General features: G+C 63.4%; 14 protein-coding genes. 3 read left to right on the top strand and 11 right to left on the bottom strand.

Annotation, left to right across the window (positions count from 1 at the left end; genetic code table 11):
- Positions 1-30 precede the first annotated feature (30 nt).
- The 7 genes from fba to def form a co-directional block, all read right to left on the bottom strand.
- Complete coding sequence (fba, locus tag V6M61_RS13995; RefSeq protein ID WP_332777187.1) at positions 31-1,095, bottom strand: class II fructose-bisphosphate aldolase; 1,065 nt, start codon at positions 1,093-1,095, stop codon at positions 31-33.
- 302 nt (positions 1,096-1,397) lie between these two features.
- Positions 1,398-2,831 (bottom strand): pyruvate kinase, encoded by a 1,434-nt coding sequence (gene pyk, locus V6M61_RS13990; RefSeq protein ID WP_332777186.1) that lies wholly within the window; start codon positions 2,829-2,831, stop codon positions 1,398-1,400.
- 94 nt (positions 2,832-2,925) lie between these two features.
- Complete coding sequence (locus tag V6M61_RS13985; protein ID WP_332777185.1) at positions 2,926-4,119, bottom strand: phosphoglycerate kinase; 1,194 nt, start codon at positions 4,117-4,119, stop codon at positions 2,926-2,928.
- A gap of 244 nt (positions 4,120-4,363) precedes the next feature.
- Positions 4,364-4,699, bottom strand: a complete 336-nt coding sequence (locus V6M61_RS13980) for an AzlD domain-containing protein (protein WP_332777184.1) — start codon at positions 4,697-4,699, stop codon at positions 4,364-4,366.
- Positions 4,696-5,454, bottom strand: coding sequence for an AzlC family ABC transporter permease (locus tag V6M61_RS13975; protein ID WP_332777183.1), 759 nt, complete (start codon positions 5,452-5,454; stop codon positions 4,696-4,698). Before V6M61_RS13975 ends, V6M61_RS13980 begins: the two co-directional genes overlap by 4 nt.
- Positions 5,455-5,460: 6 nt before the next feature.
- Complete coding sequence (locus V6M61_RS13970; RefSeq protein WP_332777182.1) at positions 5,461-6,516, bottom strand: methionyl-tRNA formyltransferase; 1,056 nt, start codon at positions 6,514-6,516, stop codon at positions 5,461-5,463.
- A 103-nt stretch (positions 6,517-6,619) separates the two neighbouring features.
- The gene (gene def / locus V6M61_RS13965; RefSeq protein ID WP_332777181.1) at positions 6,620-7,141 is read right to left on the bottom strand and encodes a peptide deformylase; all 522 of its coding nucleotides are present in this window, start codon (positions 7,139-7,141) and stop codon (positions 6,620-6,622) included.
- Between the two features lie 193 nt (positions 7,142-7,334).
- On the opposite strand from def, the gene V6M61_RS13960 reads away from it, so the two are divergent.
- From V6M61_RS13960 to V6M61_RS13950, 3 genes are all read left to right on the top strand, one after another.
- Positions 7,335-8,546: a LysM peptidoglycan-binding domain-containing protein gene (locus V6M61_RS13960; RefSeq protein WP_332777180.1), complete on the top strand. Its 1,212-nt coding sequence runs from the start codon at positions 7,335-7,337 to the stop codon at positions 8,544-8,546.
- Between the two features lie 70 nt (positions 8,547-8,616).
- A complete protein-coding gene (gene dprA / locus V6M61_RS13955) occupies positions 8,617-9,750 on the top strand; it encodes a DNA-processing protein DprA (RefSeq protein WP_332777179.1) in 1,134 nt (377 codons plus the stop codon).
- Between the two features lie 149 nt (positions 9,751-9,899).
- On the top strand, positions 9,900-10,400 hold the full coding sequence (locus V6M61_RS13950) for a DUF494 domain-containing protein (RefSeq protein WP_332777178.1): 501 nt from the start codon (positions 9,900-9,902) through the stop codon (positions 10,398-10,400).
- 7 nt (positions 10,401-10,407) lie between these two features.
- On the opposite strand, the gene V6M61_RS13945 is transcribed toward V6M61_RS13950, so the two are convergent.
- From V6M61_RS13945 to yajC, 4 genes are all read right to left on the bottom strand, one after another.
- On the bottom strand, positions 10,408-13,113 hold the full coding sequence (locus V6M61_RS13945) for a DUF1631 family protein (protein ID WP_332777177.1): 2,706 nt from the start codon (positions 13,111-13,113) through the stop codon (positions 10,408-10,410).
- A 32-nt stretch (positions 13,114-13,145) separates the two neighbouring features.
- A complete protein-coding gene (gene secF, locus V6M61_RS13940; protein WP_332777176.1) occupies positions 13,146-14,099 on the bottom strand; it encodes a protein translocase subunit SecF in 954 nt (317 codons plus the stop codon).
- Positions 14,100-14,115: 16 nt separating this feature from the next.
- Entirely contained in the window at positions 14,116-15,999 is a 1,884-nt protein-coding gene (secD, locus tag V6M61_RS13935; protein WP_332777175.1) for a protein translocase subunit SecD, read from the bottom strand.
- Positions 16,000-16,080: 81 nt separating this feature from the next.
- The gene (gene yajC / locus V6M61_RS13930; protein ID WP_332777174.1) at positions 16,081-16,422 is read right to left on the bottom strand and encodes a preprotein translocase subunit YajC; all 342 of its coding nucleotides are present in this window, start codon (positions 16,420-16,422) and stop codon (positions 16,081-16,083) included.
- Positions 16,423-16,612: the final 190 nt, after the last annotated feature.

Genomic DNA, 16,612 nt, shown 5'->3' with positions numbered 1-16,612 from the left:
TAAGCCACTGGCTCAAAGCAACCCTTCAGCTCAATGCACTACTTGCGCCAGTTCGCCCTTGGCGTATTTGGCCGCCACGCTAGAGAGGCTCTCGCCCTTGATCTTGCCGGCCTGGCCTTCGCAGCCAAACTCGATGTAGCGCTGCTTGCAGATGGCCTTGGCGGCCGCTGTGGCGGGCTTGAGCCATTCGCGCGGGTCAAACTTGCTGGGATTCTCGGCCATGAACTTGCGTGCCGCCGCCGTCATCGCCAGGCGGATGTCGGTGTCAATGTTGATCTTGCGCACGCCAAACTTGATGGCTTTCTGGATCTCTTCGACCGGCACGCCGTAGGTTTCCTTCATGTCGCCGCCGTACTGGCGGATGATGGCCAGCAGGTCCTGCGGCACGCTGGACGAGCCGTGCATCACCAGATGGGTGTTGGGAATGCGACGGTGGATTTCCTGGATGCGCGCTATCGCCAGGATGTCGCCGGTGGGCTTGCGCGTGAACTTGTAGGCGCCGTGGCTGGTGCCGATGGCAATCGCCAGCGCGTCGAGCTGGGTGCGCTTGACGAAGTCGGCGGCCTGCTCGGGGTCGGTCAGCAACTGGTCGTGCGTCATGACCGCATCGGTGCCGTGGCCGTCTTCCTTCTCGCCCTGCATGGTCTCCAGGCTGCCCAGACAGCCGAGTTCGCCCTCGACCGACACCCCGGTCGCGTGAGCCATTTCCACCACCTTGCGCGTCACGTCGACGTTGTAGTCGTAGTCGGCGATGGTCTTGCCGTCGGCCATCAGCGAGCCGTCCATCATGACCGAGCTGAAACCGAGGCTGATCGCGCCGCGGCACACGTCGGGGCTCTGGCCGTGGTCCTGGTGCATCACGACCGGGATGTGCGGAAAGCTTTCCACCGCGGCCTGGATCAGGTGCTTGAGGAAACCTTCGCCGGCGTATTTGCGCGCGCCGGCGCTGGCCTGCATGATGACCGGGGCATTGACCTCGTCGGCCGCCTGCATGATGGCGGTGACCTGCTCGAGGTTGTTGACGTTGAAAGCTGGAATGCCGTAGGTGTTGACTGCCGCATGGTCCAGCAGCTCGCGCATCGAAACGAGTGCCATGATCGAAATCCCCAGAAAGTTGAAAGCCTGCCCAAAAAGGTGGGTTTCGCGGCGCCCCGGCCAGCGCAGCCTGCAGGCTGTTTTCGCCATGGTGAAACGGATGGTAACCGCGAAGTAACCAGCCTTCGATTCTACCGTCTGGCGCTGACGTTCAGGCCGCCGGGCTTTGCATGAAGCCGACCACCCGCTCCAGCACACGCAAGGAGTGGGCCAGAGCCCCAATGATGCTGTTCAGTTAGCCCCGTTCACCCTGAGTTTGTCGAAAGGGCCTGTGCGCCCGGCACCAAGGCTTCGACAGGCTCCTAGGCCACGCGGCAAATCTTGAGCATGTTGGTGCCGCCGGGTGCGCCCATGGGTTCGCCGCAGGTGATGGCATACACATCGCCGCTTTGCACGATGTTGCGGCGAAGCAGGTCCCCTTCGGCCTGTCCCAGTGCGGTATCACGGTCGGCGCTGGTGTCCATCAGCAGGGGGCGCACATTGCGGTACAGGGCCATCTTGCGCTGCGTGTCCAGGCGCGATGTCAGCGCATAAATGGGCACGCGGATGTCGTGGCGGCTCATCCACAAGGGGGTGGAGCCGCTGTCGGTCAGGGCCACAATCGCCTTGGCGCCCAGGTGGTGCGCGGTAAACAGTGCGCCCATGGCAATCGACTGGTCGATGCGGGTGAAAGTCTTGCCGGCAAAATCGGCTTCCAGTTCCTTGTACTCGGCTTTCTCAGCCTCCAGGCAAATCTTGGCCATCTCCTCCACCGTCTCCAGCGGGTACTTGCCGGCGGCGGTTTCGGCGCTGAGCATGACCGCATCGGTGCCGTCGAGCACGGCGTTGGCCACGTCGCTGACCTCGGCCCGCGTGGGCACCGGATTGACAATCATGCTTTCCATCATCTGCGTCGCCGTGATCACGACCTTGTCATACGCCCGGGCCAGCTTGATCATGCGTTTTTGCAGGGCCGGCACCGCCGCATTGCCCACCTCAATCGCCAGGTCGCCGCGCGCCACCATGATGCCGTCGCTGACCTTGAGAATTTCTTCGAGCTTGGGAATGGCTTCGGCTCGCTCGATCTTGGCAATCAGGCCGGGCTTGTGCTTGTAGGGCGCAGCGGCCACATCACACAGCTGGCGCGCCATCTCCATGTCGGTCGCGTTTTTCGGGAAGCTCACGGCCACGTAGTCGGCCCGAAAGCTCATCGCGGTTTTGATGTCTTCCATGTCCTTGGCCGTCAGGGCCGGTGCCGTCAGGCCGCCGCCCTGCTTGTTGATGCCCTTGTTGTTGGACAACACGCCACCGAGCTTGACGCTGGTGTGCACCTCTTCGCCCCGCACGGCATCCACCGTCAGCACGATCAGGCCGTCGTTGAGCAGCAGCACGTCGCCGGCCTTCACATCGCGCGGCAGCTCCTTGTAGTCCAGGCCCACGCCCTTGATGTCGCCGGGCTCGGTGCGGGAGGCATCAAGCACGAATTTCTCGCCCGGCTCCAGCATGACCTTGCCTTCGGCGAATTTGCCGACACGGATTTTGGGGCCCTGCAGATCGGCCATGATGGCCACCTCGCGACCGGCGCGCTGCGAAGCCTCGCGCACCAGCGTGGCCCGGTCGATATGGTCCTGGGCGGTGCCATGGCTGAAATTGAGGCGCACCACATTGACGCCTGCGCGAATCATTTCTTCCAGCAAAGCCGGATCACTGGAAGCAGGGCCGAGGGTGGCAACAATTTTGGTGGCGCAACGAATCATGAAAAAAGGTCTCCTTGTAATTTGGTTTCCATTTTTACATGAAACTGGTTACCAATCGGTTACCAAAAGCAGCCCTGCCGGACCTTGCCGCAAATCAGCCCGCGGCGCGCCTAGCCAGAATCTCGAAGGCCGGCAGGGTTTTGCCTTCCAGCACTTCCAGGAAGGCGCCGCCGCCTGTGGAGATGTAGCCCACCTGTTTCTCAATGCCGTATTTGGCAATCGCTGCCAGCGTGTCGCCGCCGCCGGCGATCGAGAACCCGGCGCTGCCGGCAATGGCGCGCGCAATGCCTTCGGTGCCTTTGGCAAAGGCGTCAAACTCGAACACCCCGACCGGGCCGTTCCAGACGATGGTGCCGGCGGCCTTGAGCTGGGCGGCCAGCTTCGCGGTGGTCTCGGGGCCGATGTCGAGAATCAGGTCGTCGTCCGCCACATCGGTGGCGGCCTTGATGGTGGCGGGCGCATCGGCCGCAAAGGTTTTGGCGGTCACCACATCGGTGGGGATGGGCACGTCGGCGCCGCGCGCCTTCATGGCCTCAATCACGGCCCGGGCTTCGGCCAGCAAATCGGCTTCGGCCAGGCTCTTGCCGATGTTCAGGCCGGCGGCCAGCATGAAGGTGTTGGCAATGCCGCCGCCCACGATCAGCTGGTCCACCTTGCTGGCCAGCGATTTCAAAATGGTGAGCTTGGTCGACACCTTGCTGCCAGCCACGATCGCTACCAGCGGCCGGCGCGGGCCGGACAGCGCCTTGGAGATGGCGTCCATTTCAGCGGCCAGCAGCGGGCCGGCGCTGGCCACAGCCGCGTACTGCGCGATGCCGTAGGTGGAGGCTTCGGCGCGGTGCGCAGTGCCGAAGGCGTCGTGCACAAAGATATCGCAGAGCGCGGCCATCTTGCGCGCCAGTTCCTCGCTGTTTTTCTTCTCGCCCTTGTTGAGGCGGCAGTTCTCGAGCAGCACCAGCTGGCCGGGCTTGAGCTCCACGCCGTCCACCCAGTTGGAGGCCAGTGGCACTTCGCGCCCCATGAGTTCGCCCAGGCGTCTGGCCACGGGCGCCAGCGAATCAGCCGGCTTGAACTCGCCTTCCACAGGCCGCCCAAGGTGGGAGGTCACCATCACCGCGGCGCCGGCATCCAGCGCCATCTGGATACAGGGGATGGAGGCGCGGATGCGGGTGTCTTCGGTGATATTTCCGCTGCCGTCTTGCGGCACGTTCATGTCCGCACGGATGAAAACACGCTGGCCTGCGACCTTGCCGCTGGCGCACAGGTCGGAAAAACGGATGAAATTCATGGATCGCTCGCAAGTGAAAAAGCTGGCCAACACGGCCAAGGCCTTAATTGTAGGTTGCTACACGTAACCCGAGGCCCTCAGAGCAAGTCAGGGCCGGCAAGGCCTCGGAAGTGACGCGAAGCGAACGACAGCGGGGGCTCTCCAACCCAGCAGGGGCCGCGGGACTGGCTTTGCCAGACCGCAGGCGCAGCGGCCCCCTCGGGGGGCAGCGACCCGCGCAGCGGCGGAGCGTGGGGGCTCTAGTTCACCAGCCCAGCCCCAGATGCAGCGGCAGGTACACCGCCATGCCGGCGATGATGGTGCCGAGCACGCCGTGGCGCCAGTAGTACCAGGCGGCGCCGGCGATTACGGCAAACAGCCGGGCGTCTTTCCAGGTGGCAATGAGGTGGCCCTGTGTCATCACCATCTCGGGCACGATCACGGCAGCCAGCGCCGCAATGGGCGCATAGTGCAGGCCGCGCTGCGCCCAGGCCGGCAAGGTCCAGGGTTTGCTGGAGAGGAAAAAGAAAGAGCGTGTGATAACGGTCACCAGCGCCAAGCCGACGATGGTGGCCACGCTCCAGAGATCGGTCTGGTTCATGCGGAATCTCCGGAGCCGGTCGTTTGGGCCTGCGCCGGTTGGGGCAGGGCCGGCTTTTCCAGCAGCAGGCAGACGGCGACTGCGGCCGCGATAGCTACCAGGATATTAAGCTTGAGCGGCAAGGCAAAGGCCGCCACGGCGGCCGCACCGGCCACACCCGCAGACACGGCGCGCAAACGGGTGGTGGTTAACGAGCAGGCGATGCCGAGCAAGGCCAAAATACCGGCAAAACCCAGGCCCCAGGTGGTCGGGATGAGGTTGGCCAAGGCCACGCCTATCATGCTGCTGACCACCCAGTTGCACCAGCTGAGGCCGCAGCTGCCCGCCAGGTAGGCCTGCTGGGCGAGGCGCTGGGCCGGGTCGTCGCTGGGCTTGGGAAAGCGCCGGGTGAACAGCACATAGGTCAGGTCGGCCGTGAGAAAACCCGTGAGCATGCGCTCCCAGCGCGGCAGATGCATCATGTAGGCGCGCAGGTGCGCGCTGAACACCACAAAGCGCAGGTTCACGCAAAAACCGGTGGCCAGGATCACCCACATGGGCGCACCCGCCATCAGCAACGGGATGGCCGCCAGCTGTGCGCTGCCGGCGTACACCAGCACCGTCATCAGAGTGGCTTCCAGCCCGCTCATGCCGGACTTGACCATGGCCACGCCGGTCATCAGGCCCCAGGCGGCAATGCCGGGTGCTACCGCGAGCATGTCGCGTGCGCCCTGGCGGAATTGTGGATGGCGGTAGTGGGCAGGACGCAGGAACATGGGGACTTACTTTCCAAAGGTCATGCCGGGTGCGAGCTCGAAGCCGCGCAGGAAGTCCGCCACGGCCAGGCGCTTGCCGCCGGCGCGCTGCAGCTCGGTCAGGCGCAGCACGCCCTGGCCGCAGGCCACGCTCACGCCCGCCGCATTCACAGACAAAATCGTGCCGAAGCCTATATCAATCGGGCGCGAGTAGCTCTCAATTTCATAGCGCCAGAGTTTGATGGTTTCACCCGCGAACAGGGTGTGGGCGCCGGGAAATGGATCGAAAGCCCGGATGCGCCGGCCAATCACGTCGGCGCTCTGGCTCCAGTCCACCATGGCCTCGGCCTTGTCGATCTTGTGGGCGTAGCTCACGCCCGCTTCGGGTTGCCTGACTGCCCGCAAGCCACCGCAGGCGGCCAGCTCCAGCGCCTCGACGATCAAGCGGCCGCCCAGCACCGCCAGCCGGTCGTGCAGGCGGCCTGTGCTGTCCTGTGGCGTGATGGGCAGGGCGTCTGTCAGCAGCATGTCGCCCGTGTCCAGGCCAGCATCCATCTGCATGATGGTCACGCCGGTCTCCAGGTCGCCGGCCTCGATGGCGCGGTGAATCGGCGCGGCGCCGCGCCAGCGCGGCAGCAGCGAGGCGTGGATATTCAAGCAGCCCAGCTTGCGAGCCCCCACGCTTTTCACTTCGTGTAATGCGCTGCCCCCCGGGGGGGCTAATTTTCCTTGGGGCGGCCCGGCGGAAAATTGCGGGGCACTCATCACATCAAGAACCCACTGCGGCAGGATCAGCCCGTAAGCCGCCACCACCATCACATCGGCCTGCGCCGCCTCTATGGCGGCGCGCGCGGCGGCCGCATCCTCGGGATACTTGCCGTCCAGCCGCAGGCTGCGCGGCTGTGCCACGGGAATGTTGTTGTCCAGCGCGAACTGCTTGACCGGCGAGGGTGTGAGCTTCAGGCCGCGACCGGCCGGCCGGTCGGGCTGGGTCAGCACCAGGGGAATCTCGAAGCCGACGGCATGCAACTGCGCCAATGCCACGCGGGCGAACTCGGGGGTACCGGCAAAAATGACGCGCATGGCTAAGGAAGGGGGTAAACGCGGGGATCTTGAAAGGGATGAACACGCCTGGCGCGCCTGGCGCGCCTGAAGCTTAAAGCTCCAAGCACCGGCAAGAACAGACTCAGTGCACCGCCTCGCGCGCTTCTTCCTTTTTCTGCTTGATCATCTTGGTCTTGATACGGTTGCGCTTGAGCGGCGACAGGTACTCGACAAACACCTTGCCCATCAAATGATCCATTTCGTGCTGGATGCACACCGCCAGCATGCCTTCGGCGTTGTAGGTTTGCAGCTTGCCGTCCAGGTCCAGCGCCTGCGCCTTGACGGCGATGGAGCGCTCCACGCCGTCGTAAATACCGGGCACCGAAAGGCAACCCTCATCACCGACCCGGGTTTCCGGGCTGGCCCAAATGATCTCGGGGTTGATCAGCACCAGCGGCTGGTTGCGCTCCTCGCTGATGTCAATCACGATCAGGCGCTCGTGGACATCGACCTGGGTGGCGGCCAAGCCGATGCCGGCGGCCTCGTACATGGTCTCGAGCATGTCGTCGGCCAGCTTGTGCAGGCGTGCATCCACCGCAGCCACCGGCTTGGCGATGGTGTGCAAACGGGGGTCCGGGTAACGGAGAATGGTCAGTTGGGTCATGGTGACAGGTAATCCAAGTGTCGCTATTTTCGCCACTTTTCGCGGTTTTTAAGCATCTCAATCTTCCCAGAAACTGGTAATCGTTGCTTAATCAAGGGCTTAGGTACAGAATCGCCAGTGATTTATCAAGATTCAAGCACGGTCTTTTTGTGATCCATCCCAAAATGCCGTGCCAGCCCGAGGGGCCTTCAGGATGCAATACATGTTCGGTCGTTTCAGTCATATTTCAATAGCCGTCGCCCTGCTGGGCGCCACGGTCGGGCTGCAGGCCCAGAACTTCCCCATCACGCCAGGCCAGAAAGCCACCGCCACTCAAGTCGCCCAGGCCGGCGTTCCCCTCAGCGAACTGGCGCCCAACGCGCCGGACGAGTACACCGTCAAGCGGGGCGACACGCTGTGGGCCATTTCAGGCCTGTTTCTTAAAAGCCCGTGGCGCTGGCCCGAGTTGTGGGGCATGAACCTGCAGGACATCCGCAACCCGCACCGGATTTACCCCGGCCAGCAGCTTTACCTGGACAAGACCGGTGGACGTGCCACCCTGCGCACGCGCCAGGCGGCGATCGATGGCCCGCCCACCGATGTCGTCCGGGTGTCACCCCGCACCCGCTACGAGTCGCTGGCCGATACGGCCATTCCGGCGCTGGCGCCCAACGTGATCGAACCGTTTCTGAGCGAGGCCCTGATTGTGGACGAGGCCACGTTCGCCGCGTCCCCACGAATTGTGGCAGCCCAGGAAGGCCGCGTCCTGCTCAGCCGGGGCGACCGTGCCTACGCACGCGGCGAGTACAGCGATGGCAAAACCGGCAAGGCCCTGAGCGATGCCAAAGGCGAACCGCTGAACTACCGCGTGTTTCGCAACGCTACCCCGCTGAAAGACCCGGCCACCAAGGAGATACTGGGCTACGAGGCCCAGTTTTTGGGCAAGGCCGAGCTGGTGCGTGGCGAATCCAGCCGTCAGGGCAGCGATGACAAGGCGCCGGCTGAAATCGTGCCCGCCACCATTGACATCATGGTTTCCAAGGAAGAAATGCGCGTGGGCGACCGCCTGGTTGCCGAGCCGCCGCGCGAGTTGCTCAGCTATGTGCCGCATGCGCCCGCCCTGCCGATGGAAGGCCAGATTGTGTCCGTCTACGGCAGCGCCGTGACTTACGCCGCAGCCAACCAGGTGGTGGTCATCAACCGCGGCCTTCGGGACGGGCTGGAACACGGCCATGTGATGGCCATCCTGAAAGACGGTGCGCGCCTGGCCGACCGCACCGATGGCGCCAAACCCCAGATCAAGCTGCCCAACGAGCGCAACGGCCTGCTGATGGTCTTCAAAACCTTCGACAAGCTGTCCTACGCCCTGGTGCTGCAAATCACCGACGGCGTCAAGGTGGGTGACCGCTTCGTCAACCCCAACTGATCATCCGCGGCGTCAACCGGTTTGACCGGCGGTTGACGCCTCATCCCCACGCCGGACGGGCCCTTTTCGTTTGGAAACACAAGAACTCAGCGCCTGGTTGCGCCTGACACTGACCCCCGGTGTTGGCAACGAGACCGCGCGCCAGCTGCTGGCCACCTTCGGATCGGCCCAGGCAGTTTTCGAGCAGACGGCGACCACTTTGCGGGCGCTGGGCTCTGAGCGGCTCGCCAGCGCCATTTTGGCCGAGCCCGCGCAACTGGGCGCCCAGCTGCAAGCCACGCTGGACTGGCTGCAACAGGCCGATGACCGGCGTGTCGTCGCTCTGGGCGATGCCGGCTACCCATCGGCCCTGCTCGACATCGAAGACCCGCCTTTGATGCTTTATATGCTGGGAAGCCTTGTTAAATGTGCGCCAGCAGCTAGCAAAAACATAGCGACCAACCTGGCCATCGTGGGCAGCCGCAACCCCACCCCGCAAGGCGAAGCCAATGCCCGGCAGTTTGCAAAAACACTGGGTGGCGCAGGCCTGTGCGTGGTGTCCGGCCTGGCGCTGGGCATCGACGGCGCCGCTCATGACGGGGCCCTGCTCGGGGGCGGCACGACGATGGCTGTGGTGGGTACCGGCCTGGACCGGGTCTATCCGAAAAAACATCTGACCCTGGCACACCGCATTGCCCAGCAGGGCCTGCTTATCAGCGAATTCCCGCTGGGCACACCACCCCTGGCGGCCAATTTCCCCCGGCGCAACCGCATCATTTCGGGCCTGTCGCAAGGCACCCTGGTGATTGAGGCGGCGCTGCAGTCGGGCTCGCTGATTACCGCACGCTTGGCCGCCGAGCAGGGCAAAGAGGTTTTCGCCATCCCCGGATCGATCCACTCGCCCCAGTCGCGCGGCTGCCACGCCCTGATCAAGCAGGGCGCCAAGCTGGTGGAATCGGCCCAGGACGTGCTCGAAGAGCTGCGCATGGCACCGGCACCGGGCGCAGAACGCGAGCCGCCGGCCATTCCTGGGCAGGCTTCGGGCTTGCCGCCTGAGAACCCGCTGGTTTCGGCACTGGGCTTTGACGCCGTCAGCCTGGACGCCCTGCAGGCACGCACCGGACTGGACACCCCTGCGCTGCAGGCGCAGCTGCTGGAGCTTGAGCTCGATGGGCAGATAACCCGACTGCCAGGCGGCTTATTCCAGCGCCTGGCCAGCAGCTAAGCTTAGGTTAGCGCCGCGAAGGGCCGCCCCGAGCAAGCGACGGCCCCCTCGGGGGGCAGCGCATTACACGAAGTGAAAAGCGTGGGGGCCTAATAGCGGGTAAACAACGGCCTTGACACCGGTTAAGCCATCTGCGTTATATTGGGCGCATGTTTGAAGTACTGGTGTACGTTTACGAGAATTACTGGCAAGGCAATGCCTGCCCCGAACTGCAGCAACTGGGGCGCAAACTCACCGCAGCCGGGTTTGAAGCCGAAGAGATCCAGGCAGCACTGGTCTGGCTCGACGGCCTGAACATTGCGGCGCAAAGCACCCAGATCAACCTGCCCGCCGAAAACGCCACCAGCCCCTCCAGCGCCGGCAACCTGTCCCAATCAGCCCACAGCCTGCGCGTCTACTCCATTGCCGAGCAGGAACACCTGGGGGCACAAGCCCTGGGTTTTGTGAGTTTTCTCGAATCCTCCGGGGTGTTGCCACCCCACATGCGCGAAATCGTCATCGACCGGGCCATGGCGGCGCCGGGCGACCCGGTCACCCTGGACGACCTGAAAATCATCGTGCTGATGGTTTACTGGAGTTTCGGTGAAGAACCGGATGCGCTGGTGCTCGACGAACTCTGCGATGACGCCGAGTTCCGCGTAGCCCATTAAGGCCCCACTACCCCAGCAAGCGCTCGGGATTGGCATCTAGCTTGCCCAGCGCGTCGCGCGTGGCGCGCACCGTCAGGGCTTCCTCTTCGGTCGGCACCAGCAGGCCTGCCTGCAGATAGGCCGCCAGACGGCGCGCCTGAATCAGGAAGTTGCGGCCATCGGCCGAGGCGAACAGGTGCAACTGCTTGCGGTCGCTGCACCAGGCAAACTGCACATGGCTGACCTTGCCGTTGTGATCCAGACTGAACCAGGCCCCGAGCTGGAGCTCTTTCACCCAAGCCCGCATGGCTTCGCTGGGGTGGCTGCCACCGTCGGTAATGATCTGGATATCCGCGGCGTCGATGCCAATCATCATCACCAGGTTTTCGGTGTCCAGCGGCAAATCACCCACATCCTCATCGGACAGGTAGTCCTCCAGATTGGCCAGCCGTTTGGCCATGACGTCAATGCGCTCCGCTGGGATGGCATCGGTCTTGGACATGAAGGCATCGGCCAGCGTGGCGCTGATTACCTTGAGGCGCCCGTCTTGGGCGGGCGCCTCCATGCCCAGCATGGCCATGCCCTGGCGCAGCAGCTGCAGCAGCTTGGGCAGGTCTGCAATCACGCGGGCCCGGTCATTGCGGTTGGGCTTGGCGCTCGCCGCCCACACCAGATCCGCGGCAGCCTGCTTGAGCGTGACGGTTTCCGGATGCTGCGGCCCGTTTCTCATGGCGGCAATGGCCAGCACCTCGGCCCAGATCTTGAACAGGAATTCGCGAATTTCCTCACGCACCGGCATGTCATTGAGCATGCTGCGCATCTCGATGGTGTACTGAATGACCATGGTCTCTTTTTGCTCGACCTGCTGGGCCACACTGACCACCCGCGCCGCACTGCCCTGCTCGGACAGGAATTTCGACAGAAACTTCTGGAACTCGTCGTAGACCAGCTGGAAGACGCGCCGGCCGGTTTCAGGGTACTGCTCAATCACCTGCACGACGCGCTTGATCTCGGTCTCCAGCGCACCGCCCGAGACCGCGGCATCGAAGCCCAGCACACAAGAGCCCATGCGGTCAATCAGGCGGCGGGCCGGGTGCTGCAAGGACCCGAAGAACTCGGGCTCGGAAATCGCCACGCGCAACACCGGCATTTGCAGCCGGGCAAACCACACCCGTATCGCCGGGGGAATGCGGTCTTCCGCCAGAATGCTCTGGAACATCAGGGCCACGATTTCGATCGTGGCCTTTTCGCTGGAAGTGCTGGCCGCCTGCTTGAGGCTGTTGGTACGCTGGCGCAAAGCACTGGCCGCCTGCTCCACATCCGCCTGGCCATACACCTGGGCAGATGTTTCAGCCCGCAAGGTCTGCCCGCCGGCACGTTCGTCGCGTTCGGCACGCTCAGCCGTCTCGACCTTGGCCAGGGCCTGCGCCAGCTGAGGCGAGGGCGGGTTGGCCCGTGTGTCGTCATAACCGGCGTGGTCGGTCAGCAAGCGCTTGAGGTGGCCCATCACGCCCTGGGCCTTCATGCGTGCCCTGGCCAAGGGGGTGGTCGCCGTTTGCATGCGCGTTTCGTCATGCACCGCGTTTCTGCCTGTAGTGGCGCCAGCGCCACTGCTGCCGCCGGCACCGCCAGAGCCGCCGCCACTGACGCCTGAGGCCCCTGCCGGGGCGTTCATGGCGGCGCCAGAGTGACCCCCGCCCGGCAAGCCACGTGAATTAACGCCGCCACCGCCGGAAGTACCGCCAGAGCCGCCCCCAGTGGCTCGCCCAGCATCGGCAAAAGCTCCCATGGGCGCGCCGCCCTGGCTACCGCGCTGACTGCCACCGAAAGCACCACCAGATCCGCCTCCAGCGGCTTGTTCAGTACCCGCCGAGGCATCACCATGGCCGCCACCGCCGAAAGTACCTCCCGACCCATTACCAGTGGTGGGTCCCGTATCAGCCAAGACGCCCATTGGCGCGCCACCCTGGTCGCCGGATGAGCCGCGCGAATTGGCAGTGCTGTCGCCCGCCGCTGCAGCAGTCTTCGGCTGGGCACCCGCTACTGGCTTGGCCTTCATCGGAGCGCCACCGGCGGCAGAAGGGGTCCGTTTGACCAGCGGGCGCAAATCAATCTCGGCCATCACGCCCTGGCCGATCAGAAACTCGTTGGCCGCATGGTAGGCCTCCAGCAAATGGGCGGCCAACTGCTTCTGGATGACGTCCTGCACCATCAGCCACACCTCGCGGGACAGCGGTGCCAGCGTCCATTGCTCGACCAGATGCTGCGTGAGCACCTCGGGACGAAGAATATCGTCCTTGGACAACTCGGCAGTGCCATCCAGGTTCTGCACCCGCAAGCGCAAGTCATTGAGTTCCCAGCTGGCGACATCCAGCAGTCGCAGGGCCAGACGCGAGGCGAGGATTTTGTTCTCCATCACCTCGTTGCCCATCAGCTCGAATTTTCCACTGTTAAGGAAAAGCCGCCCCGCTTTGGCCGAGGCCGGCGGCGATACCAGTGCTTTTCTCCACGCATCGAGCGTGCCCCGAATCCAGGTGGCTTCGTTTTGCTGAAATGCGAGCCAGGCATCCCGGTGCTCCTGCATCTCGCGCGCGTTGCCGATCTGCCCCGCTAGCGCTGACAACCTCTCCCTGACGGCGCTGGAAAGCTCCGGAAGAATCCGGGCCGCATGCCCTGCAAATTGCTCGCGCGCCTGCTGGGCAAGAAAGTTGCTTTGTTTGTTGTCTGCAGCCACAACCGCTCTGTTTATTTGACCTGTAGCTTAGCTTACACCCTGGCCCCGGCATTGGGGTCATTCGGATCTTCATCTTTTTTCGCCGTGGCCTTGATCAGGTCTTCCCGCTTGATGCCCAGCCACATGGCAATGGCAGCGGCCACAAACACCGACGAATAGATGCCGAACAGGATACCAATGGTCAGGGCCAATGCGAAGTAAAACAGGGTGGGCCCGCCAAACAGCAGCATGGACAGCACCATCATCTGGGTAGCGCCGTGCGTGATGATGGTGCGGCTGATGGTGGAGGTGATCGCGTTGTTGATGATCTGCACCGTGTTCATCTTGCGGTAGCGGCGAAAGTTCTCGCGGATACGGTCAAAAATCACCACCGATTCGTTGACCGAGTACCCCAGCACGGCCAGCACGGCCGCCAGCACCGAGAGTGAAAACTCCCACTGGAAAAACGCGAAAAATCCCAGAATGATGATCACGTCATGCAAATTGGCGATGATGGCGGACACGGCGTATTTCCACTCAAAGCGGATGGCCAAGTAAATCATGATGCCGAACACCACCATGGCCAGCGCCTTGAGGCCGTCGTGGGCCAGCTCTTCACCCACCTGCGGACCGACAAACTCGGTACGGCGCAAACCGACCTCGCTGTCCGCGGCCTTCAGCGCCGCCATCACCTGCTCGCTTTGCTGCGCCGTGCTCACGCCCTTCTTGGCCGGCAAACGGATCATCACATCGCGCGCGGTGCCAAAATTCTGCACCTGCACATCGGTCAGGCCCAGCCTTGCAATCGTGCTGCGAATCTTTTCTACATCGGCCGGCTTGGAGTAACTCACCTCCATGAGCGTGCCGCCGGTGAACTCCACCGACAGATGCAGGCCCCGCGAAAACAGGAAAAATACCGCCAGCGCAAAGGTCACGAACGAGATCACATTGAAGATCAGGGCGTGCCGCATGAACGGAATGTCTTTACGGATCTTGAAAAATTCCATTTGCCTGTTTCCTGTTTCAGTTCGTGGATGCAATGGATTTGCTGTCCGGCTCGGCACGCCAGACGGTGCCAATCGAGACTGACTTGAGTTTCTTCTGCCGTCCGTACCAGAAGTTGACGAGCCCGCGCGAGAAGAGCACGGCCGAGAACATGCTGGTCAGGATGCCGATACAGTGGACCACCGCAAAGCCCCGCACCGGCCCGGAGCCGAAGGCCAGCAGCGCCACGCCGGCAATCAGCGTGGTGATGTTCGAGTCCAAAATGGTGGCCCAGGCACGCTCATAGCCGGTGTGGATGGCGGCCTGGGGCGACGCGCCGTTGCGAAGCTCTTCACGCACGCGCTCGTTGATCAGCACGTTCGAATCGATGGCCATGCCCAGTGCCAGCGCCATCGCGGCCATGCCGGGCAGGGTCAGGGTCGCCTGCAGCATGGACAGCACCGCCACCAGCAACAGCAGGTTGACGGCCAGCGCCACACCCGAGAACAGGCCGAACAGCATGTAGTACACCGCCATGAAGGCCACGATCACCACAAAACCCCAGGCCACGCTTCGAAAGCCCTTGGCGATGTTGTCGGCGCCCAGGCTGGGGCCTATGGTGCGCTCTTCAATGATTTCCATGGGCGCGGCGAGCGATCCGGCGCGCAGCAGCAGGGCCAGGTCGTTGGCTTCGCTCACGCTCATGGAGCCCGAAATCTGGAAGCGGTTGCCGAGCTCGCTTTGAATCACCGGCGCGGTCAGGACTTCGCCCTTGCCTTTTTCAAACAGCAGGATCGCCATGCGTTTCTTGATGTTTTCACGGCTGGTGTCGCGCATGATGCGCCCGCCCTTGGCGTCCACCGTCAGGTCCACCTTGGGTTGCTGGTTCTGCGAGTCAAAGCCGGGCTGGGCATCGGTCAGGCTGTCGCCGGTCAGGATCACCTGCTTTTTCACGATCACGGCCTGGCCGTTGCGCTCCAGATAACGCTCGGCGCCAAACGGCACGGCGCCGGTGTTGTTTGCGGCGGCTCTGGCCTCGGCGCTGTCGTCCACCAGGCGCATTTCCAGCGTGGCCGTGCGGCCCAGGATGTCCTTGGCCTTGGCCGTGTCCTGCACGCCGGGCAGCTGCACCACAATCCGGTCAATCCCCTGCTGCTGGATCACCGGCTCGGCCACACCCAGCTCGTTGATGCGGTTGTGCAGCGTGACCATGTTCTGCTTGAGGGCCTGCTCCTGCACGCGGCGGGCGGCCTCGGGCTTGATGGTGGCCGTCATCCGGTATTCGATGCCGTCCGGCGCATCCACGGTTTGCAGGTCGGCAAACTGGTCCTGCACCAGCGCCTTGGCGGCATCCAGGGTCTGGCTGTCACGGAACTTGATCTCGATGGCCTGTCCACTGCGGTTGATACCGCTGTGGCGGATGTTTTTCTCGCGCAGCGACAGGCGGATGTCACCGGCCAGCGACTCGGCCTTTTTGGTCAGCGCGGCCTGCATGTCCACCTGCAGCATGAAGTGCACGCCCCCGCGCAGGTCCAGGCCCAGGTACATGGGCGCGGCGTTCAGCGAGGACAGCCAGGCCGGCGAGCGCGACAGCAGATTCAGCGCCACCACATAAGCCGGATCGGCCGGATCCGGGCTCAGCGCTTTTTGAACGGCATCCTTGGCCTTGAGCTGCGTCTCGGTGTCGCCAAAACGGGCCTTGACCGAATTGCCATCGAAGGTGATGAGTTCGGCCACGAGGCCGGCTTCCTTGAGGGTCTGCTCAATCCGGGTCACGGTCGTGCTGTCGACCTTGACGGTGGATTTGCTGCTGGAGACCTGCACCGCCGGCGCTTCCCCAAAGAAGTTGGGCAGCGTGTACAGGGCTGCAATCAACAACGCGACCACAATGATCGCGTATTTCCAGGCCGGATAACGATTCATGAGACTACTGTTCCTGGTGGACTGATAAACGAGAAGGCAGGCAGGCCAGGCCCTGAACGGGCGGGAGGTGGCCCGCTTTCTTTACTTGGCCGAGTTGATGGCGCCCTTGGGCAGCACCTGGATGATGGCGCTGCGCTGCAGCTGCACTTCAACACCGGGGGCCAACTCGAGCGTCAGGTAGACATCGCCCAGCTTGGTGACCTTGCCGAGCAGGCCACCGGCGGTTGCGACTTCGTCGCCTTTGGCCAGCGCGTCAACCATGGTGCGGTGCTCTTTCTGCTTCTTCATCTGGGGACGGATCATCACGAAATACAGCACCACGAACATCAACACCAGCGGCAGCATGCCGGTCAACGACGACAGCATGTCGCCCCCGGGAGCGGCGGCAGGGGCAGTCTGGGCAAAAGCAGAAGAAATAAACACGGCAAACTCCACAACAATTGAATGGACAGTGACAGGCGCTCCGGCCACTACAGCCAGAGCACAAAGACCATGATTGTATGCGGGCAGGTAGCGCCAAGTCCTTGTAATTTGTGGGGTTTGCCCTGTTTTCAAGGCCCCCGGAAGGATACCTTTGATCAGCCCCCGTCCCCCCAAAAAACCGGCCACCGTC

It is taken from the genome of Polaromonas sp., from assembly GCF_036676035.1.
GTDB lineage: Bacteria > Pseudomonadota > Gammaproteobacteria > Burkholderiales > Burkholderiaceae_C > Polaromonas.
Note: the sequence above shows the minus strand (reverse complement) of the source record. Positions and strands in the feature narration are given on the sequence as shown.

What these genes read in the sequence shown, in the direction of transcription:
- fba (WP_332777187.1), bottom strand. Translation starts at nt 1,095, where the DNA reads ATGGCACTCGTTTCGATGCGCGAGCTGCTGGACCATGCGGCAGTCAAC.
- pyk (WP_332777186.1), bottom strand. Translation starts at nt 2,831, where the DNA reads ATGATTCGTTGCGCCACCAAAATTGTTGCCACCCTCGGCCCTGCTTCC.
- V6M61_RS13985 (WP_332777185.1), bottom strand. Translation starts at nt 4,119, where the DNA reads ATGAATTTCATCCGTTTTTCCGACCTGTGCGCCAGCGGCAAGGTCGCA.
- V6M61_RS13980 (WP_332777184.1), bottom strand. Translation starts at nt 4,699, where the DNA reads ATGAACCAGACCGATCTCTGGAGCGTGGCCACCATCGTCGGCTTGGCG.
- V6M61_RS13975 (WP_332777183.1), bottom strand. Translation starts at nt 5,454, where the DNA reads ATGTTCCTGCGTCCTGCCCACTACCGCCATCCACAATTCCGCCAGGGC.
- V6M61_RS13970 (WP_332777182.1), bottom strand. Translation starts at nt 6,516, where the DNA reads ATGCGCGTCATTTTTGCCGGTACCCCCGAGTTCGCCCGCGTGGCATTG.
- def (WP_332777181.1), bottom strand. Translation starts at nt 7,141, where the DNA reads ATGACCCAACTGACCATTCTCCGTTACCCGGACCCCCGTTTGCACACC.
- V6M61_RS13960 (WP_332777180.1), top strand. Translation starts at nt 7,335, where the DNA reads ATGCAATACATGTTCGGTCGTTTCAGTCATATTTCAATAGCCGTCGCC.
- V6M61_RS13950 (WP_332777178.1), top strand. Translation starts at nt 9,900, where the DNA reads ATGTTTGAAGTACTGGTGTACGTTTACGAGAATTACTGGCAAGGCAAT.
- secF (WP_332777176.1), bottom strand. Translation starts at nt 14,099, where the DNA reads ATGGAATTTTTCAAGATCCGTAAAGACATTCCGTTCATGCGGCACGCC.
- secD (WP_332777175.1), bottom strand. Translation starts at nt 15,999, where the DNA reads ATGAATCGTTATCCGGCCTGGAAATACGCGATCATTGTGGTCGCGTTG.